18 protein-coding genes and 1 riboswitch are annotated in these 18,671 nt (G+C 54.5%); of the genes, 7 read left to right on the top strand and 11 right to left on the bottom strand.

Features of this window, described 5'->3' with window-relative positions; genetic code table 11:
- The 5 genes from thiS to ACR0BT_RS07305 form a co-directional block, all read right to left on the bottom strand.
- Positions 1-198: a sulfur carrier protein ThiS gene (gene thiS / locus ACR0BT_RS07325; RefSeq protein ID WP_170394182.1), complete on the bottom strand. Its 198-nt coding sequence runs from the start codon at positions 196-198 to the stop codon at positions 1-3.
- Complete coding sequence (locus tag ACR0BT_RS07320; protein ID WP_480762824.1) at positions 195-1,223, bottom strand: FAD-dependent oxidoreductase; 1,029 nt, start codon at positions 1,221-1,223, stop codon at positions 195-197. Before ACR0BT_RS07320 ends, thiS begins: the two co-directional genes overlap by 4 nt.
- A complete protein-coding gene (gene thiD, locus ACR0BT_RS07315; protein WP_480762823.1) occupies positions 1,220-2,008 on the bottom strand; it encodes a bifunctional hydroxymethylpyrimidine kinase/phosphomethylpyrimidine kinase in 789 nt (262 codons plus the stop codon). The genes ACR0BT_RS07320 and thiD overlap by 4 nt, the downstream gene beginning before the upstream one ends.
- A 79-nt stretch (positions 2,009-2,087) precedes the next feature.
- Positions 2,088-2,188: riboswitch (TPP riboswitch) on the bottom strand.
- Between the two features lie 398 nt (positions 2,189-2,586).
- Positions 2,587-3,282, bottom strand: coding sequence for an FkbM family methyltransferase (locus tag ACR0BT_RS07310; protein ID WP_480762822.1), 696 nt, complete (start codon positions 3,280-3,282; stop codon positions 2,587-2,589).
- 72 nt (positions 3,283-3,354) lie between these two features.
- Positions 3,355-4,350 carry a glycosyltransferase family 2 protein gene (locus ACR0BT_RS07305; protein ID WP_480614228.1) on the bottom strand — a complete coding sequence of 332 codons (996 nt, stop codon included), beginning with the start codon at positions 4,348-4,350 and terminating at the stop codon, positions 3,355-3,357.
- Positions 4,351-4,824: 474 nt separating this feature from the next.
- On the opposite strand from ACR0BT_RS07305, the gene ACR0BT_RS07300 reads away from it, so the two are divergent.
- The 3 genes from ACR0BT_RS07300 to ACR0BT_RS07290 all read left to right on the top strand — a co-directional run bounded on the left by ACR0BT_RS07300 (position 4,825) and on the right by ACR0BT_RS07290 (position 8,960).
- Positions 4,825-5,697 carry a hypothetical protein gene (locus ACR0BT_RS07300; protein ID WP_170647002.1) on the top strand — a complete coding sequence of 291 codons (873 nt, stop codon included), beginning with the start codon at positions 4,825-4,827 and terminating at the stop codon, positions 5,695-5,697.
- A 522-nt stretch (positions 5,698-6,219) separates the two neighbouring features.
- Complete coding sequence (locus tag ACR0BT_RS07295) at positions 6,220-7,350, top strand: glycosyltransferase family 61 protein (RefSeq protein ID WP_480762821.1); 1,131 nt, start codon at positions 6,220-6,222, stop codon at positions 7,348-7,350.
- A gap of 92 nt (positions 7,351-7,442) precedes the next feature.
- Positions 7,443-8,960 (top strand): glycosyltransferase family 2 protein, encoded by a 1,518-nt coding sequence (locus ACR0BT_RS07290; RefSeq protein ID WP_480762820.1) that lies wholly within the window; start codon positions 7,443-7,445, stop codon positions 8,958-8,960.
- A gap of 120 nt (positions 8,961-9,080) precedes the next feature.
- On the opposite strand, the gene ACR0BT_RS07285 is transcribed toward ACR0BT_RS07290, so the two are convergent.
- From ACR0BT_RS07285 to ACR0BT_RS07270, 4 genes are read right to left on the bottom strand one after another with little or no spacing between them, the layout of a single operon-like run.
- Positions 9,081-9,863 carry an arginine deiminase family protein gene (locus ACR0BT_RS07285; protein ID WP_480762819.1) on the bottom strand — a complete coding sequence of 261 codons (783 nt, stop codon included), beginning with the start codon at positions 9,861-9,863 and terminating at the stop codon, positions 9,081-9,083.
- A gap of 3 nt (positions 9,864-9,866) precedes the next feature.
- Positions 9,867-11,471 (bottom strand): 5-guanidino-2-oxopentanoate decarboxylase, encoded by a 1,605-nt coding sequence (locus ACR0BT_RS07280; protein ID WP_480762818.1) that lies wholly within the window; start codon positions 11,469-11,471, stop codon positions 9,867-9,869.
- Positions 11,468-12,652, bottom strand: a complete 1,185-nt coding sequence (locus ACR0BT_RS07275) for a pyridoxal phosphate-dependent aminotransferase (protein WP_480762817.1) — start codon at positions 12,650-12,652, stop codon at positions 11,468-11,470. The genes ACR0BT_RS07280 and ACR0BT_RS07275 overlap by 4 nt, the downstream gene beginning before the upstream one ends.
- Positions 12,649-13,305: a TetR/AcrR family transcriptional regulator gene (locus tag ACR0BT_RS07270; RefSeq protein WP_480735361.1), complete on the bottom strand. Its 657-nt coding sequence runs from the start codon at positions 13,303-13,305 to the stop codon at positions 12,649-12,651. The genes ACR0BT_RS07275 and ACR0BT_RS07270 overlap by 4 nt, the downstream gene beginning before the upstream one ends.
- 77 nt (positions 13,306-13,382) lie before the next feature.
- On the opposite strand from ACR0BT_RS07270, the gene ACR0BT_RS07265 reads away from it, so the two are divergent.
- Genes ACR0BT_RS07265 through ACR0BT_RS07250 form a run of 4 tightly spaced genes read left to right on the top strand, consistent with a single transcriptional unit; the run spans position 13,383 to position 16,542 of the window.
- Complete coding sequence (locus ACR0BT_RS07265; RefSeq protein ID WP_170561701.1) at positions 13,383-14,180, top strand: ATP-binding cassette domain-containing protein; 798 nt, start codon at positions 13,383-13,385, stop codon at positions 14,178-14,180.
- Between the two features lie 41 nt (positions 14,181-14,221).
- Positions 14,222-14,986 (top strand): transporter substrate-binding domain-containing protein, encoded by a 765-nt coding sequence (locus tag ACR0BT_RS07260; protein WP_170394204.1) that lies wholly within the window; start codon positions 14,222-14,224, stop codon positions 14,984-14,986.
- Positions 14,987-14,995: 9 nt separating this feature from the next.
- A complete protein-coding gene (locus ACR0BT_RS07255) occupies positions 14,996-15,748 on the top strand; it encodes an ABC transporter permease (protein WP_170423024.1) in 753 nt (250 codons plus the stop codon).
- The gene (locus ACR0BT_RS07250) at positions 15,745-16,542 is read left to right on the top strand and encodes an ABC transporter permease (RefSeq protein WP_170625582.1); all 798 of its coding nucleotides are present in this window, start codon (positions 15,745-15,747) and stop codon (positions 16,540-16,542) included. The genes ACR0BT_RS07255 and ACR0BT_RS07250 overlap by 4 nt, the downstream gene beginning before the upstream one ends.
- Positions 16,543-16,724: 182 nt before the next feature.
- Here ACR0BT_RS07250 and ACR0BT_RS07245 read toward each other — a convergent pair whose 3' ends face one another.
- Together ACR0BT_RS07245 and ACR0BT_RS07240 are read right to left on the bottom strand one after the other, a co-directional pair.
- On the bottom strand, positions 16,725-17,711 hold the full coding sequence (locus ACR0BT_RS07245) for a zinc-dependent alcohol dehydrogenase family protein (RefSeq protein ID WP_480762816.1): 987 nt from the start codon (positions 17,709-17,711) through the stop codon (positions 16,725-16,727).
- 83 nt (positions 17,712-17,794) lie between these two features.
- Positions 17,795-18,640, bottom strand: a complete 846-nt coding sequence (locus ACR0BT_RS07240) for an enoyl-CoA hydratase/isomerase family protein (protein ID WP_170394211.1) — start codon at positions 18,638-18,640, stop codon at positions 17,795-17,797.
- Positions 18,641-18,671 lie beyond the last annotated feature (31 nt).

Below are 18,671 nucleotides of genomic sequence, written 5' to 3'. Positions count from 1 at the left end.
TCAGCCCCCCTGCCGCGGCGAAACCAGCTCGATCCGGTCCCCATCGGAAAGCATTTGCGCCGCACGTGTTGATGCCGGAACGAACACCTCGTTCACCGCCGTGGCCAGTTTGTCATTGCCTTTGCCTAGTTCGACCAGAAGATCGGCAAGGCTGGGGCCTTTGGCCTCGACGGCCTCACCATTCACCATCAGTTTCATGTGGTTCTCCCCGGTGTTTTGTGTGCGATTTTCGTGTTTTGGCAGTTCTCGTACCAAAGCGCGGGCTGCGTGCCGCAGGTCACCAGATCTGCCACCATCCCTGCCAACGCCGGAGCAAGCAGATAGCCATGGCGGTACAGCCCGTTCACCATGATGCGATCGTCGAAATGGCGGATGCGTGGCTGATTGTCCGCAAAGGCCGGGCGGGCATCGACTCCGATTTCCAGCAGCTCGGCTTCACCAAAGGCTGGATGCAACGCGTAGGCCGCATTCATTAGTTCCATCACGGATCGCAGGCTTGCGCGGGTGCGCTGCCCACTTTCGATCTGGGTTGCGCCCAACATGAATACGCCATCGCCGCGCGGTACGATGTAGAGCGGGAAACGAGGATGCAGCAGCCGCACGGGACGCGATAGCGAAACATCCGGGCAGCGCACGATGAGCATCTCACCCTTTACCCCGCGCAAATCGCTCAGCCGATCCTGCGCGGCCAGACCACGGCAGTCGATGACCTGACCCAGCGTTTCGCCTGCAGTCAGAAACTCAACGCCCGAAGCCACCAGGTGTGCATGCAACCCGGTCAACATCGGGCGGGGATTGAGATGCGCTTCACTCGCGATGAACAACACCTTGCCGAATTGCTCGGCCAGATGCGGCTCGTGGAGCGCGATGCCCTCGCGGTCCAGCCATTCCACGCCTTCGGCGCGCCGTGCAAACGTCGTCAGCTCGCTCTGATCCCGGCCCAGAGCGACAACCATGGTACCGTTCCGGGTCACATCCAGACCGAACTGCGCCCCCTGCTTTTGCCACCAATCCGCTGCTTTACGCCCGTGTTCCACAACGGGCTGTTCGGCGACTGCGCCCTCGCATTCCGGCGACAACATGCCCCCGGCCCACCAGCTGCAGGAATGCGTATTCACGGGACCTGCCGGGTCGATCATCCGTACGGAAACACCGCGTGACACCAGCTCGGCTGCAACGCAAAGCCCGGCAACCCCTGCACCCAGTATGGTGACAGCGCTCATGCCCACATCTCGTGAAAATGATGCACCGGGCCGTGGCCTTGTCCAATCTCCAACCCGTCGGCACGTTTTATTGCGGCGTGCAACCAGCCATGCGCCCGCCGCACCGCAGTCTCAAGATCCATGCCCCGCGCAAGGCAGCCCGCAATTGCTGCGGAATAACTGCAGCCAGTACCATGCGTGTTGCGGGTCGCGATCCGCGGTGCCCCCAGCGTGACAACGAACCCTGACTTTGCCAGCACATCAAGGCAATCAATGCCATCGGCATGGCCGCCCTTGATCAGAACTGCCTTAGGACCTAGCGCCAGCAACGGCGCAACCAGTCCGGCACTGTCGCCCTTATGGGTTTGTCCCAGCAGCTTGTCCGCCTCGGGCAGGTTTGGTGTCAGCAGGTCAGCGCGCGGCAGAAGATACTGCTTCAGCGCGGCAATCGCTTGATCTTCAAGCAGGGCGACCCCGGATTTCGCCACCATGACGGGGTCGAGGACGACAGGTCCGGAAAAACCTTCCAATGCACGGGCCACTGTTTCGACCAATAATGGCGTACCCAGCATTCCGATCTTGATGGCGTCTATGCGGATGTCGTCCAGGACCGCCTTGATCTGAGCGGCGACCACATTGTCGGGTACCGGATGTACTGCGGTCACGTCACAGGTATTCTGCGCTGTGATCGCGGTGAGTACGCTGCAACCGTACACGCCCATCGCGCCGAATGATTTGAGATCCGCCTGAATGCCCGCGCCGCCTCCGCTGTCGGAACCGGCAATCGTCAATGCAGTCGCAACCATGGCACATCCTTCGTTGTCATGGTCAGGATGTGCGTGGAAAGACCCAGAGCCTGCGTAGTGACACGAGTTGTGACACGGGGCGCCCGTTATGCCTGTTTCCTCCGCCGGTCCTAACCGGGTCAGGTTCAATGGGTTTGCAAGTCAGCATCTCAGCCCCGAGGGGCACCCCAACAGATGGTTACCGATTATTGATGAGATCAGGTCTCGTCAACAAATTTGTTGCGCGCAGTTTGGTGGTTGCGACCTCCCCTTGAGTATTTCGATTAACTCGGGGTGTTGCTGGTGTCGCAAAATCGTGGTGTTTCCAGATGCTATGACCGGAAAACGACACAATAAGACGGGGACATACAGCGCCGACACCGTGGTCATTTCATCAGCCCCGCGATCCGAGATCGAAGACAGAAACAGTTTTTTGAGATTCTGTCACAAGTTACTGCTCATAGATGCAGATAGTTGCAGCGCGTGAATTGCGATGGGCAAATTCAGGTCACAAGCCGGCCGATAGTCTCATGTCAGGGCGCTCAACTGCCTTGGCCAATTCACCTAACCCGAAAAATGCCCATCGCAATGAAGAGGGTTCAGCCAAGATTTCGCGTGCAGGTCCAAACGACCCTCCAAGACAAATCGTCCAGCCGTAGAAAACCTGCGTTAGAAAGAATCCTTTTACAGGCCCGAACACCTTTGTGCCCATAAATGAGGCGATGGAATTCAATAACAATGGCTCGAATGCCCGACAGGTCCGCATTCCTCAAGAAATCCAGTTCCGCCCCCTCAATATCCATCACAAGAACCGTCGGAGCGAACTCTCGTTTCACAGCTTCGAAGTCCGCTTTAGCCACGCGCACTGATGTTGTTGATTCACCAGCATTATCAAAAACTGAAGACCCTAGATATGAAGCGTCAATATGAAACGGAATTGAGTCGGGATCCTTTGGATTGGCGCTTAGAATCGCATTCCGGACTTCGATCCGGTCTGAAAGCCCATTTAGGGCATGTAAACGACGGATGTGTGGAATTAGATTTGGATTGGCTTCAAAACTGAGAATAGCCTCTGGTTTGTTCTCGAGCGCGACAACACCACTCACGATACCCAGCCCGGCGCCCATTTCCAGAATACGATCCTCAGGTTGAACGACGCTCAAAGCGCCATCCATTTCCCAGCTTTCATAATTGTCCTGCTCGATCAGATTCATGATCGTTTCGTCCAGAAATGGCGATGAAGGTATCTTCAATCCACGGTACTGGATCGCAACATCAGGGTTCGTTTCGGTCATTCTTGCTCCATTCCAAGGATGAGCGGCCGGTAGAGCATGTTTTGCATAAGGTCAGACTATTTGCATCAAACATCATGTCGGTAATCTCGCATAGAGGTCCGACATATTCGTCTTCAGAACCTCGTTGAACCACTCAACCGACAAGTCAAACTCGTGTTCAGGATAATAAGTATCCAAACCCCGGAAAGGGCGGACCTGCACATCATCGAGAAGACCATGACCCCTCAGTCTTTCTTCGGTGTCCTTGTCGTATTTTCGGATAATGTCATGAAGCTCTTGAACAGCATTCATAGAAGATGAATTTTTCAGGAATTGGACCTGTTCATAGCGGAAATCGTTGCTGCCCTTAGGTGATTCATATGTTCCCATATCATGATATCTCAGCAATTTGAGCATCCAGTGAATTTCGGTCAGTCCGTCAAAGTGACAAATGACCGATTGTTGAGAAACATGTCGCTTGATGTTGCCTCTCCACCGCTGTGGCGCATGAACACCTAACTTGATGTTCTTCCCCGTTCGGGTGGCGCTTTTTCCGAAACGATGCGCACAAAATCCTCTGTCGCTGTATTTGAGTCGTTCTTCTCCGAATAAGCTTCGGGCGACATAGCCGCGGGTGTGCTTAGGCTTCAGCATAAGACCACCAAAAAGTCCGGGTGTGGTGTCCTCGGTTGAAAACACACGCTCGCCATTAGGAATTGAAATCGTATCAACATCCGAGGGCAGGTCAGCAAGCTCTTGTGCAAAATCATCGGCTTGCAGATACTCGTCCGCATCGAGGAAAAGCATCCAATCGACTTTTGCTTCTCGATAGGCTTTTGTCGCTATCAGCCTTTGGCGTCTGAAACTGTTTTCTGGATAAGCACAGTCCCAGTTTCTTCGAAAAAACGTGTCATCCATCACTTCAACGCGACAGTTCGGTATCTGAGCCAGAAGTTGCCGCGCTTTCGGATCATCACCATCCAGAAAGATAAAGATCTCTTGCGCGCCGAGTGACGCATAATAGGAAGCAAATATAGCCACCAGCTCTGGCGGCTCTTTGACCATGGTAACGACACCCCAGGTGGCCATCTTCAAAGGAGTCCTGTGTTTGGGAAGGGCCAAAATCGCTGATTGCACGTCTTTAGAGTCACCGGCTTCCTCTATTGCCCAGTAAGTCTGGATTTGTGGCAACCTTGATCGGTGAATTTTCCGCCTTAAGCAAGAGCATCCTGAGGTCTTATTGGACGATCCGATTTAAGACAGTTTGGGTGATCTTACGACCTTTGTCGGGGAGGACTGAGAAAACTGGACCAAAGTTGAGGTAACCAAACAATTACTGCTTATTGCGAGCCCCTATAGTTTGATCGTTACCGCTCGTTCTTTTTCGCGAAACACAAAGGTGCGAGAATTCTGACTAACGGACCTGCGCTACAGACAGTTCATATTGGACGGTTGGGTCACCATCACAATTGCGGTTGTATCGGGATCATTAAACCAGTGGATCGAATACCGGAGCCATGCTAATGCGGAGCAAGTGAAAAACATAACGGGCATCGATCCAGCATGGATATTTCTCCAGTAATTTCATCGTTTTGGCATGGATCCAGTCTGACTTTTTTCGAGCAACTCTGCCTCAAAAGCTTTGTGGATCACGGCCATAAGGTCAAGTTGTACTCTTTGAATGAAATCACGAATACACCACCGGGCGTTGAAAATGCGGATGCACGTATTTTCTTGCCTGACCACCTGAAAATATGGCGAAACGAAAAGCGAAACAGCGCTTATGCCCCGTTGTCGGATTTTTTCAGGATCAACATGCTTCGGGAATCCGACGAAATCTGGATGGATTGCGATATGTTGTGTATGCAGCCGATCCCCGACATTCCGTATATTTTCGCAAAAGAGAAACGCTATTTTAACAATGCGGCTCTCCGGCTGCCGCACAGTTCTCCAACATTGCAGGGTATGCATGACTTTATGAACGGGTCTGAGATCGTGATCCCCAATGACTGGCCGTGGAAAAAAAATATTGATGTTTCCATCGGCAAGTCCAATGAAGACGGCTCTTTCTCGGTACCGTTGGAAAACCTGTCGCAGCTGCCATTTTATACGTTCGGGCCTCAGGCTATCTCGTATTTTCTGGGCAAAAACGGTGAAGTTAAACACGCCCTGCCACCCGAGTCATTCTATTCCCAAGAACCTACGGCCATGCGCTTGAATTATTTCCGGCCGCGGTTTTCCCGCATATCGCTCGATGAAAACGCGTTGGGGGTTCATCACATTGGCGGCTCAAGCATGCGCAAGAAATACAATATGGACGGTGGGTTTCCTTTGCCGCATCCCAACAGCCAGGTCGCCAAGCTATGCAAGAAACATGACATCGATCCTTCTAAGGCGATGCCACAGGATGTGCTGAAGTCTGTTGACCAAGATTAAAATGTCCGGGCAAGTCAGAAGCGCCAGTATGTGTCCAAGTTTCGGACGATCGGAATCAAAAACACTAGGCGTCATCTGCTAACACCGTAGTGCCAAGTTGTTCGGCAGACAGTTCCCCAACCGGCCACTGTATTGAGTACAACGTGCAACAACTTGGCAATCAAAGTAATGGCGGTCGCTTCAGGCAAGGATGATAAACTGCGACACTGTCAACATATTCGATTGTCTTCCTACGGATAGAGCCTTTACTTTTTCTGGCGTAGAAATTTCACTACGATTACTTGCAGCGGCGCAGGTACGGCCATATCAGAATACTGGGGTGAATAAGGCCGAATGTTATGAAGCCCGAACACAGATCTTGGATTAATCTGGGGTCCAGTTTATGGGATAGGCGAATGTCAAAGAAGCTGGCTACAGATCACAAGGATATTCGCCGATCATCTATCCCGGCCTTTAACACCAGAAGACCGACTAAAAGCATGTCTTTGTCGACCCGGTCGCTCTGACCGGGTGTGAACAAAGATGTCTACGCTTAACGATAATGATCTGAACCAACCTCCTCAGCCTGATCAAGGATGGTCACGTGAACTTGTTGCACTTGAGCGGGCTATTGTGGTTCCGCCCGCAGTCTCCGATACGGTGCAGGAAGCCGGTGTTCTGACTGAAGACCGGGAATATTGCGCGCATGGGGCGCTTTGGCGGGGAAAGCGTGCCATGACCACCCAACCGGTATCGCCAACAGGCCCTTTGCCGCAATTGTCGGGTCGCTGGCTTTATGCCGGGCTGTTATGGGTACACTTTGGTCATTTCCTTGCTGAAAGCACCGCACGTCTTTGGCCGCTGCCGGCAATCGCGAAGGATATTGATGGGGTCCTCTTTACCCCCAAGCGACCCGCCAATGGGGGTGAAACACGCCCTATGCAGCATAATTTTTTTGCGCTTCTGGGTATTGATCTGCCAATCAAAGTGGTGACCGAGCCAACTCAGGTAGAACATCTGCAGGTGCCCGGTCAGGGGTTTGGGCTGGGCCCGATTGTGGCGGGAACGCCTGAATATCGTGCCTTGATTCATCAAAATTTTGGCGCCGACGTTCCCCCTGATGGGCCGGAGCGGCTTTATATCTCGCGCGCGGGTCTTGGAATACGGCGGGGTGGCGTTATCGGAGAAGAGTTTCTCGAAGAGAATTTGCGCCAGAACGGTTACGAGATTTTCTATCCGGAACAACACCCGATGGAAAAGCAGATCGCGCGTTACAAAGCCGCCCGTCAGATCGTTGCACTAGACGGGTCGGCACTGCATCTTTTTGCTCTGGTAGGCCGTCCAGATCAGCAGGTTGCAATGATCCCGCGCCGCACTTCTTCGGTGCATCACAATATCTCGGCTCAGCTAGCGGCCTTTTGCGGGCAAGAGCCTTTAGTCGCCAATGCCATTCGCACTGATTGGGTATTGGCTTCGCGCGGTCGCCCCAACCGCCATTCACTTGGAGAGCTTGACATGTCCAGATTGCATAAAATGCTTGCCGATGCAGGATTTGTCTCACCTGATCTGGCCTGGGAAGAAATGTTCTGGCGGCAGCGGCGGCGAACCATCCGAAAACTGGAACAAGCCCTTGGCGACCAGCTGGTTCCCATCCATCAAGAGCCCGCTGACTAATGCAGCTAATCCTGGATATACGCGACACAGCTCGGGATCAGGCGCACCAAGCCAATGGGGTTGCGTCTGTTTTGAGTATCGATAATGCGGATTTGCAGCAGCAACTGGTTACGTTTGCGCAGATTACATGGCGAAGACGTGCAAAGGCCGAGCCGCCCGATTTTTTGCCCGCACTCGCCAGTGCGATTGCTAATGAGCGACCGCGGTTCATGCTTTTGGCCATGCCAGGGCTAGCAGAAAACCTCACCACGGAAGTCTCTGTTGGTCGAGTCCACGAAGTTTTGGGGCAATTGGCGGCCGACATCCTGATTTTGACTGATCTTGATTCAGGATCTGATCGCGCCAGAATTTGGGCCACACAATTTGGTGCCGATGCGATAGTTAACCGGATTGAATGGCCAGATGATCTGACTGCGCAGCCTCCTGTATTCTCTACCCTGGCCTCCTCTGCAAAAGAAGAATCCACTCCAAAAGAAGTGCTGCCATTTGCCCGTCGCTTTTTGCCGCGCAATGACCTGACAAGTTTTGACGAAAGTCGACCCATGGGTGACACGGTGCCGGTGGACCTCAGGCCGCCAGAGGGTACCAGCGGCACGGTGCTGATCGGTTGCATGAAAAACGAAGGCCCTTTCCTATTGGAATGGATTGCATACCATCAATCGATCGGTGTGCATCACTTTGTTATCTATACCAATGGCTGCGAGGATGGCACGGATCTGATGCTGGATGCGCTGGCCAAAACCGGTCTGGTCACGCATGTCGACAACAACAAATGGAAGGGCAATTCCCCGCAACAGTGGGCTCTGAACCAGTCTGCAAAGCTCAAGGTGGTCAAACGTGCTGATTGGGTTATTCATATTGATGTGGATGAGTTTATCAACATCCGCTTTGGTAACGGGACACTGCCGGAACTTTATAAGCGCCTGCCCGAGGGGGTCAGCAATATTGCCATGACCTGGCGGCAATTTGGGTCGGCCGGGATAAAGACCTACGAAGACAGGTCGGTCCTGGCGCAATTTGACCGATGCGCTGCGTCATATCTGCCCAAACCGCATACCGCTTGGGGCTTCAAGACCGCCACCAGGAATATTCGTGCCTATCGTAAACTAAGCTGTCACCGGCCCAATAAGCTTAAAGAAGCAAAAGCCGGACAGGTGCTATGGGTCAATGGATCGGGTCAGGATATCACGCACAAAGTGGCAAAGAATGGCTGGAGATCCGATATCAAGACCATCGGTTATGAACTGGTCCAGCTAAACCACTACGCACTAAGATCTGCGCAGTCTTTCTTGGTCAAGCGCCAACGCGGACGGGCCCTGCATGTGGATCGCACTGTCGGGCGCAACTATTGGATACGGATGGATTGGAACCAGTATCAGGACGTCACTATCCAACGCAACCTGGCCAGATTGTCAGTGGCGATGGAAGCGTTGCTAGCCATTCCCCAGATTGCGCAGCTACACGAAAAAGCTGTTGCCTGGCACCAGGCTAAGATTGAGTTTTTGATGGATGAGCCCGAGTTTCGCGACCTTTATGACGAGATCACCGGCATCGAACTTGAGGATTTGCAACGGATCCGCGCCATCATAGATGCGGATATGCATAGCTGACTTGTCCTGCCGCGATGAACAGATTCATAGAACGGCCCCGGCTGTCGCAGATAGCGTGCGGCTTGATATTCATTCGCCAACTATATGACCGCCGATAACCAAAAGTTGACGAATAACCCTTCAAAATCTTAGCGAGAGACATGACATGCCGCCATCCAGCTTGGCGCAATCGGTGTTGTCAATTTCTACGATCTCAAACCCTTCACGATCCAACATGTCCGCTGTGCGTGAGAAGCCAGCAGCCATCAGCACCAGATTGTTGAAGCGGATCGCGTTGGCAGCAGCTTCTTCCCCATCAGCAACATGAAGCACTCGGTAGCCCTCAAAGCAGCCTGATGCATCAAGTCTTCGGGTAGACAGGATTGTTTCAGCATCCATCAGTGAACAATCTGTCTTGAAGTGTAAAACGCCTTCCGGTGTAAACACCTCGCGCAGTTTGTGGCCCCACGCGGAAGTGATTTTAGCCAGCTCGGCGACACCCTCAGCGTCCGTGCGGTCTGATCTGCCCACCAAAATTTCGCGGCCAGTTACAAGAATATCTCCGGCCTCGATATGGCCGGGGCCGTTGATTTCCAGAACCGTCTCGTAGCAAGCGCGAAGATTTGGCGCCATTTCTGCCACCTCACCCATCCGCGATGGTGCGCCTGGTCGCATCAGCACAGCGCCTTGCGGCAGGCAAAGGGCCGTATCCTCGACAAACTGTGCGTCGGGGAACGCGTCAAGGGGATCAAGTTCGATCACTTCAGCCCCGGTGCTTTTCAGTGCAGCCACATAAGCCTTATGTGCCGCCATCATTCCTTCGAAATCGGGGTTTCCAATATCCTTTGCACGCAAACCGCCGGCAATGGTCGCAGCCGGGCGGCGGGTGATGGCGCGGGAGAACTCAAAGGTCGGGTCTGACATGTTTCAATCTTTCTGAGGTTCACATTTCGGAGCGATGACTTCGATCATTGCTGGCCCATCTAAAGCGACAGTTTCGCGCAACGCCTGCGCGACAGCCTGTGGTTCGGCCGGAACCTTGGTGAATGGAATGCCAAAAGACTTGGCTGATGCAGAAAAATTCGGGGGCGAAGGATCGCAACCTATGACGGTCACACCCACATCCCGCATCGACGCGGCAATTTCCTGGTATCCATGATTGTTCCAGATCACGAAGGTGACCGGCAGGTTTTCATCTGCTGCGGCCATGATTTCAGGCAATGAAAACTGGGCACCTCCATCGCCGACAATGCAGATCGCCCTTGCAGTCGGATCGGCGATCGACGCGCCGATGGCAGCGGGTATCCCGTAGCCGAGCGCGCCATATCCCGTTGCAGCGTTGAACCAACCCCCGGCCCGGTCGTGGTCATAGAAAAGATTGCCGGCATAAATTGGTTGGGTAGAGTCTCCGACCATCAATGCATTCGGAACTGCCGAGCGAATGGCGTTCAGGATTTCGACCTGATGGCGATAGTCCGGACCTATTTCCTCCCAGGCGGCGCGGCGTGTTTTGCTGGCGCGCTCGGCACCGTCGTCTTGCTTGGCCTCATTGGACAATGCCCCAAACAGCGCCGGTACAACCAAATTAACGTCACCTTGAATGGTAAGCGCTGCCTCATGTCGCGCCAGTTGATCGCTGCAGCGATCCACCCGGATCAGGCCTGACCTTCCTGCTATTTGCTCGGTGGCGTACATGTCATAGTCGGTTGGCCCCAATTCGGTTCCCAAAGCCAGAACGCAATCAGCGCTTTCTATCAGCTCGCGTACTGCTTTGAGGCTGGGGCTGGCCGGAACGGTCAGTGGATGTCCGTGCATCAGGCCCCGTGCGTTGACGGTTTGCACGACGGGGGCATCGAGAGTTTCAGCCAATGTCTGTAAATCGGTTTCAGCTTGTTTCGCGCCGCCACCCGCCAGAATGACAACTCTATCTGCTTCAGCCAGTTGCCTAGCCGCTTGTGAGATAAAGTCTGGATTGACCGGGGGTGCTGGATCGAGCGTCTCGACTGGTGATTTTTGATATTTTTCTGCTGCTACATCCAACGGGACCTCTATATGCACCGGCCCTGGGCGACCGTTCGTCAGGTCGTGAAAAACGCGGTCCAAGACCGGGTCCAGAGCGTTGGTGTCGGGAACTTGTTCTGACACCAACGCAACTGTTCTGGCCAGCCCCAGTTGGTCTGGCAATTCATGCAGATGTCCCAAGCCCTTGCCAAGTGAAGTGGTCTTATTGACACCAGAGACCACCAACATCGGAATTGAATCAGCGCGCGCCTGCGCCATCGGTGTCAAGGTGTTGGTCAATCCGGGGCCGGTGATCACAAAGGTCACACCCGGTTTCCCCGAAACACGCGCGTAGCCATCAGCCATGAAACCAGCACCCTGTTCATGCCTAGGCGTGATATGACGAATGCCCGAAGCCGCAAGACCGCGGTAAAGTTCGACCGTGTGAACGCCCGGAATTCCGAAGACGCAGGTCACATCTCTTTGGCGAAGCTTGGCAACCAAAGCTTCGCCGATTGTCATTCCGCTCATGCAACCTCGCGTGATTTGCTGTTGGCGTGATCAATGATGCGAGAAACCGCTGTGGCAAAATCGGCGTCACTAATCGTCAGCGCGACCCGGACCCAGTCTTTCAGACCGTCGCCAAAGGCGGACCCTGGCATGACAGCCACCCCGGCCTGTAACAGATCCCACGCATAAGCTTCACCATCAAACCCGGTGGCAGAAACGTTGATGAGGGCGAACATTCCCGCCTCTGGGCGATGAACCGTCAGATCCGTTTCTGCTTCAAGACGATCAGCCAGCAGGGTGGCGCGGCGAGAGAAACGAGCGGCCATGCCGGGCGCAACCTCGGACCCGTCGCGGATTGCCTTTTCGGTCATGTCCGCGATGAAGGGCTGATTGCCAAAGAGCATTGTTTCGGAATACGGCAGCAGCGCTTCACAAAACGCTGCTGGTCCGACACACCAACCGCTACGAAACCCTGGGGCAGCATGTGATTTCGAGATGGATGATACACCTATGACACGATCCGCCAGTTTCGGGTCTGCCAATGGTGAAGCAAATTCGGCCTCGTCAAAGATCAGTTCTTCATAGACCTCGTCCGAGATGATCCATAAATCGTGCGCCATGGCGAGCTGCCCGATTTCGGCAATTTCCGTGGTAGTCAGAATTGCACCTGTCGGGTTGTGTGGCGTTGTCAGAAGAATGGCGCGGCTGCGTGGAGTGATGCGTGCGGCAATATCTTCGGCTTGCATGCGAAACCCGTGCTCTGGCCGAAGCGGCACAGGCACCATATCCGCCCCGGATGCACGCACGACTCCTTCGTATGTCGCGTACATCGGATCACCAACCAAAACTTCGTCTCCGGCCTCTGCAATCCCGGACATCACTGCAAAAAGGGCGGTTTGCGTCCCGGGAAAGCACAAAAAGTTCTCGGGTCCGAAGGGCCGCCCACGAGAGGCTGAATAGCGAGCAGCAAGCGCGTCAAGCAGTCCGGCTTCACCGCGCCCGTTGGAATACCCTGTCCGTTGTGCCCGCAAGGAGGTTACGGTGGCTTCTACCAATACGGTGGGCACGGGCACATCCGGTTCTCCAATCGTCATTTCGACGATATCCACTCCGGCTTTGATAAGGTCACGTGCTTTCAGGTGTACACCCCATTTGGCACCACCCAACCCCGCTAAACGCTCAGTCACAGATGTTGTCTTCATGGCTGCTCCGCCTCTTTGTTTAATGGTATCCCCAGGATGGCGCTCACGGAGTCCAAGCCGATCCGCGCCAGTTGCCCTTCGGAAAACGCGTCCGGAAGCGCACCGCCTTCCAGCCAAAGGCCGTCGATTACCGCGTTGCAAGCAATGGCCAGTTGCGTTGCCTCCGTTGCAGCAACTGAACGTCCGGTTTCCAGCAATGCGGCGACGATCAGCTCCTCGAGGTGACCCCGGAAATAGTTATAGGTCTGCTGGTGAATGCGCTGCATTTTTGAATCATGTTGCACCTTGTTCAGAAAGCTGGCCCACAACGCCACGGCGCTTGGATCAACGATTGGTGGTCGCAGCGACGCGTCAACGAAGTTGGTCAACTGAGATACCGCGCTTCCCATTCCTGACGAAGCTGCTGTCTGATCGGTTAGCGTATTCATGTGGTGCTCATACGCCGCTTGAACCAACTCTTCCTTTGAAGAGAAATAATGACGGATCAACCCTTGGGTCACGTTCGCGCGGGCTGCAATATCACGCACCGTGGCACCGTGGACGCCCATCTCGGCGATCAGGTCCAAAGTCGCCAATATCAGCGCCTCGCGCCGAAACTCAGCAGACTCACGTTTAAATTTGCGGCTGTCGTCCTGCACGTCAGTGTCATCCATGGCATGGAGTTATTATACACTTGCATAATTGCGAGATTCGAGGCTTACTGCAAGCTGAAATCAGAAGATTGTTGGATATGGACACAGCCGAAGCAGCATCACCCACACCCGAAGCCACTGCGTCCATTGAGGCGATAAAGATTGAGGACCTGCACAAATCCTTTGGTGCGCTAGAGGTCCTGAAGGGTGTCTCCCTGACTGCCAACAAGGGGGACGTTGTCGCAATCATCGGGGGGTCAGGCTCGGGCAAATCCACCATGCTGCGCTGCATCAACTTCTTGGAAACGCCGAGTTCGGGAAAAATCACCATTGGCGGTGAATTGGTTGAAATGCACGCCGATGGCAGTCCCGCGAACCGCCGCCAGATCGAGCGTATCCGAACGCGGCTGGCAATGGTTTTTCAGCAGTTCAATCTGTGGACTCATCGCACGCTTTTGGAGAACGTGATCGAAGTGCCGATACATGTCCTCAAGGTGCCAAAGGCAGAGGCTATCTCGCGGGCGCACGACCTGTTGAAAAGGGTAGGGCTTGGTGACAAGGCCGACACCTTTCCGGCCTATCTATCTGGCGGTCAGCAACAACGCGCCGCCATTGCCCGTGCGCTTGCCGTAGATCCTTCGGTGATGCTTTTCGATGAGCCCACATCGGCGCTGGACCCCGAGTTGGTCGGCGAAGTTTTGAACGTGATCCGTGATCTCGCTGGTGAAGGACGCACCATGTTGCTCGTCACCCATGAAATGAAATTTGCGCGAGAAGTTGCCAGCCACGTTGTCTATCTTTTCGAAGGCCGCATTGAAGAGCAGGGGCCACCTGCCGAGGTCTTCGGTAATCCAAAATCAGAGCGGTTGAAGCAGTTCCTCAGCTCGGTCGCCTGATCCAGTCAAAACAAACTAATGAACCAAAAGGGAGTAACAAAATGAACCTTAAGAAACTGCTTGCGTCCGGAGTTGCCGCCGCCATCCTTTCAGTTGGTGTCGCCAGTGCCGAAGAGGTCAAGATCGGTATCGCGGCTGAACCTTATCCACCATTCGCTTCGCTTGACAGCTCAGGCAACTGGGTTGGATGGGAGATCGATGTTATCAATGCCGTCTGTGCAGCTGCCGAACTGGACTGTGTTATAACGCCTGTAGCCTGGGACGGTATCATCCCATCGCTGACCGGGCAGCAAATCGACGCCATCATGGCCTCTATGTCGATCACCGAGGAGCGGCTGAAAACCATTGATTTCAGCGATCCTTACTACAACACACCCGCTGTAATCGTTGCGGACAAATCGATGGATATCGAAGCGACACCGGAGTCGCTGGCGGGTAAAGTTGTTGGCATTCAGGCTTCGACCATCCACCAGGCCTATGCGCAGGAATATTTCAAGGATGCTGAACTGCGGGTTTATCAGACACAGGATGAGGCCAATCAGGACCTGTTCGCAGGCCGTATTGATGCAACTCAAGCAGACAGCATCGCCATGGCCGACTTTGTAAACTCGGATGCGGGCGCTTGCTGTGAAATTAAAGGCGCCGTTGCAGATGATCCCGCTATTCTGGGACGCGGCGTTGGGGCTGGAGTGCGCAAAGGGCAAGATGACCTGCGTGAGGCGCTGAACAAAGGCATCGCCGCAATTCTTGCCGATGGCACGCACGAGAAGATCACATCGAACTATTTCTCGGCCAGCATTTACTAAGCCGCTGCCGTGAACGGACTGTTGGATTCACTTGGATTGGCGCAGAGCGCAGAGCTTTTGTCGCTCTCGCCGCCGGGATGGGGGGCCAATCTGCTGCGCGGATTGTCCCACTCATTGCAGATCGCTTTCGGCGCTTATGCCCTCGGTCTCGTGATCGGATTGTTCGGAGCTTATGGCAAACTCTATGGCGGGAAGGTCACGCGCGATCTTCTCGCCATCTACACGACGGTGATCCGGGCTGTGCCCGAGCTGGTCCTGATCCTGATCCTGTATTACGTGGGATCTGACATCATAAACAAAATCTCCGCCGCAATGGGCGGGGGTCGGGTTGAGGTCAGTGGTGTTGGCGCAGGCATATGGGTGCTGGGTGTGGTCCAGGGCGCTTACGCGACCGAGATTTTGCGCGGGGCTATTCAGGCGGTTCCGCCCGGTCAGATCGAAGCGGCCAAGTCCTACGGTATGCCCGCCTTCATGACCATGCGCCGCGTGACAATCCCGGCCATGATGAGCTTCGCCGTGCCAGGTCTTGCCAACCTGTGGCTGATTGCAACCAAAGATACCGCGTTGCTCGCTGTTGTGGGTTTCAACGAGCTGACACTCGAAACCCGCCAGGCTGCAAGCAGTACACGCGCCTATTTTACTTTCTTTCTGGCAGCGGGATTTCTTTATCTCATGGTAACGCTGTGTTCGGGCGGCATCTTCGCTCGGATTGAGAAATGGGCGCGTCGCGGCCAACCCTCTCTGAAGGGAGGGGGCAGATGATTGATTTCAGATCGTTGATGCAACCACATCGCATTGTGATGATGCTGATATTCGCTGGAATCGTTGTCTGGTGCGCCGTCTCTCTTCAGTGGGACTGGATCCCGAAATATGCGCCGCTCGCCCTTCAGGGCATTTGGACGACAATCTGGCTGTTGGTGGTCACCGTAGTTTTGGGTTTCCTACTCGCCGTTCCTCTTGGATTGGCACAGGCGGTTGGGCCTTGGTATCTTGCCGCCCCGGCCAAGGCATTTTGCACTATCATCCGTGGCACACCGCTGCTGCTGCAACTCTGGTTATTGTATTATGGGCTTGGGTCTTTGTTTCCGCAGTTCCCCTGGATACGCTCTTCCGAGTTGTGGCCCTATTTGCGGCAGGCCTGGCCATATGCAGTACTGGCGCTGACGTTGTCCTATGCCGGCTACGAAGGAGAGGTGATGCGCGGTGCCTTCAAAGGGGTCGCCAAGGGTCAGCTTGAGGCAGCCAAGGCATTTGGCATGCCACGTTTCACCATGTTTCGCCGTATCTGGTTGCCGCAGGCTATCCGCAACGTCCTGCCGACATTGGGCGGTGAAACCATATTACAACTCAAAGCAACTCCATTGGTTGCGACGATCACTGTCGTCGACATTTACGCCGTGTCTTCACGTGTGCGCTCCGACACTTTCATTATTTACGAGCCGCTCATCCTGTTGGCCGTATTCTATATTCTCGTCGCGGGCGTGATCGCATTTGGTTTCCACTGGCTGGAAGTAAAGGTTCTTGGGACTGGAAACCGCAATGGCGGTATCAGTTAGTATCGCCAGCAGCGGAGGGGATCCATGTCCTGCGTCAGCTCCGACCAGTGCTTTGAGTTCATAGCAATCTGAGCTGCAACTTGCATTCAGCTTGGCTGAGTACTGACGGTCGATATCAATATCAGGCCATACTGTAATGGTGCACAATTATATCTCTGCGCACCAATCCCGGCCGGTTCCGTTCACAGCTCTACAACAACTTTTCCGACCGCCGCTCCGTTTGTCAGGCGCTCATAGGCAGCATCGACATTGGTCCACCCAAATCTCTGTTCGTCAACAATTGGTTTGAGTTGGCCCGCATCCGCCATTTCCGCCAGAGTTTTCAGGATGTCACCATGGGATTGACGCCCAACATCATGCACCATCGGGATCAGCATGAAGACGACGTGCAGAGACAGACCTTTGAAATGCACAGGTGTCAGATCAATCTCGACCATCGCGACTGTTGAGGCGACTTGGCCATTGAGCTTGGTCGCTTCGAACGAGTTCGTCATGTTAGGCCCACCCACGCTATCAAACACCACATCGAAGCCCACGCCATCAGTGTGTTCGGCCACGTAGTCCTCGACCTTTTGGGTTGTGAAATCCAACGGGCGCGCACCGAGACCCTCGATGAGGGCTAACTGATCCGCTCCGCGACCTGTTGCCGACACGGTTGCGCCAAGGTGGCGCGCAACTTGAACGGCAACATGACCAACGCCACCGGCACCGCCTTGAACCAGAACGGTCTGCCCTTCGCCAACACCGGCGCGCGTCAATCCTTCGTAGGCGGTGATGCCTACGAGAGGCAGCGCCGCGGCTTCTCGCATGCTCAGCGTCTTGGGTTTGTGTGCAATCAGGCGGGCATCCGCATTGATGTACTCGGCTAGCGAACCAGGGAGGTCCATCATACCACCGGCGCAGCCATACACCTCATCGCCTATGGAAAAACCTGTAACACCTTCGCCAACGGCTGTGATTGTGCCAGCAAAATCCATGCCAAGGACCGCGGGCAAATTGGGGGACAGAGGTAGATCCGCGCCCATGCTTCGGATCATTGTATCGACGGTATTGACGCTGGTCGCGGCCACTTTGACGACTACATGCCCAGACGTTGCGACCGGTTCGGGCATTTCTACAAGCTCGAACGGAGCATCGGGTCCGTAGGCGTTCAGAACCATTGCTTTCATTGGGATATTCCTTTTTTTGACGAAGTGTCAGGCGCGGCTTTGAACAGCGCACGCCTGACGTGATCATTGTGTTGGAGGACGGATCAGTTGATATCCTGAACCTGCATAACCAGATCGCCCCACTTGCGCTGGTTTTCGATGTCGTGTTCCAGACCCTGTTCATCCGCGATGGTGAACCGTTTGACCGCCGGGGTTTTGCTTGTGGCCTGATACAGCCAATAGGCTTCGGCCTTCAGCGCTTCATCAATTGGTTTGTCAATGGATTCATAGACCATCTGCTTGCAGGCATTGATCGACTCTGCCGGGAATTTTGCGATCCGCTCGGCGAGCGCTGTCACATACGGGCCAATCTCATCTGGCTCCAAAGCCTTGTTTATGGTGCCCAGACGTTCTGCATCATCCGCATCGTAGTCTTGTGCGCTCAGGATGATCTCAAGTGCTTTTCCAAGGCCGGTTTGACGTGCCATGCGCGAAGCACCGCCGCCGCAAGGCAGGATGCCCATTCCAACTTCCATCTGCATGAACTTGTACTTACCCCGCGCCGCAAATCGCATGTCGAGCGCCAACGCCAACTCGTGTCCGCCACCACGTGCGAACCCTTCCAGCTTTGCGATGGTGGCTTGTGGCACCTTGCTGATCCGCTCGCAGACCGATTGAAGGTCCAAAAGCTGTGCGTCCTCCCGGGATACGGCCTCAGTCGACATATCCTTGAGCAGCTCGGTATCGTAGTGGCAGACCCAGATTTCCGGGTTGGCGGACTGAAAGATCACGACCTTGGTTTCGCGGTCTCGCTCTAGCCGCATGGCCAGACTGTTGAGGTCGGCCAGCATTTCCTGGCCTTGCACGTTTACGGTGCCAAAGTTGAATGTGACTGTTGCGATGCCGTTTTCAACAGCAACGTCAAAGGTTTGAAAGTTCTCATATTTCATCAGACAGTCCTTTCTTGGGCCTCGACGCGGC

The sequence above is a fragment of the Ruegeria sp. CJ6 genome, assembly GCF_056536665.1.
This window is presented reverse-complemented; position numbering and strand designations above follow the sequence as displayed.

Bases quoted from the DNA above. Each gene is read 5' to 3' on its own strand.
- thiS (WP_170394182.1), bottom strand. From the start codon at position 198: ATGAAACTGATGGTGAATGGTGAGGCCGTCGAGGCCAAAGGCCCCAGC.
- ACR0BT_RS07320 (WP_480762824.1), bottom strand. From the start codon at position 1,223: ATGAGCGCTGTCACCATACTGGGTGCAGGGGTTGCCGGGCTTTGCGTT.
- thiD (WP_480762823.1), bottom strand. From the start codon at position 2,008: ATGGTTGCGACTGCATTGACGATTGCCGGTTCCGACAGCGGAGGCGGC.
- ACR0BT_RS07310 (WP_480762822.1), bottom strand. From the start codon at position 3,282: ATGACCGAAACGAACCCTGATGTTGCGATCCAGTACCGTGGATTGAAG.
- ACR0BT_RS07305 (WP_480614228.1), bottom strand. From the start codon at position 4,350: ATGGCCACCTGGGGTGTCGTTACCATGGTCAAAGAGCCGCCAGAGCTG.
- ACR0BT_RS07300 (WP_170647002.1), top strand. From the start codon at position 4,825: ATGGATATTTCTCCAGTAATTTCATCGTTTTGGCATGGATCCAGTCTG.
- ACR0BT_RS07295 (WP_480762821.1), top strand. From the start codon at position 6,220: ATGTCTACGCTTAACGATAATGATCTGAACCAACCTCCTCAGCCTGAT.
- ACR0BT_RS07285 (WP_480762819.1), bottom strand. From the start codon at position 9,863: ATGTCAGACCCGACCTTTGAGTTCTCCCGCGCCATCACCCGCCGCCCG.
- ACR0BT_RS07280 (WP_480762818.1), bottom strand. From the start codon at position 11,471: ATGAGCGGAATGACAATCGGCGAAGCTTTGGTTGCCAAGCTTCGCCAA.
- ACR0BT_RS07275 (WP_480762817.1), bottom strand. From the start codon at position 12,652: ATGAAGACAACATCTGTGACTGAGCGTTTAGCGGGGTTGGGTGGTGCC.
- ACR0BT_RS07270 (WP_480735361.1), bottom strand. From the start codon at position 13,305: ATGGATGACACTGACGTGCAGGACGACAGCCGCAAATTTAAACGTGAG.
- ACR0BT_RS07265 (WP_170561701.1), top strand. From the start codon at position 13,383: ATGGACACAGCCGAAGCAGCATCACCCACACCCGAAGCCACTGCGTCC.
- ACR0BT_RS07260 (WP_170394204.1), top strand. From the start codon at position 14,222: ATGAACCTTAAGAAACTGCTTGCGTCCGGAGTTGCCGCCGCCATCCTT.
- ACR0BT_RS07250 (WP_170625582.1), top strand. From the start codon at position 15,745: ATGATTGATTTCAGATCGTTGATGCAACCACATCGCATTGTGATGATG.
- ACR0BT_RS07245 (WP_480762816.1), bottom strand. From the start codon at position 17,711: ATGAAAGCAATGGTTCTGAACGCCTACGGACCCGATGCTCCGTTCGAG.
- ACR0BT_RS07240 (WP_170394211.1), bottom strand. From the start codon at position 18,640: ATGAAATATGAGAACTTTCAAACCTTTGACGTTGCTGTTGAAAACGGC.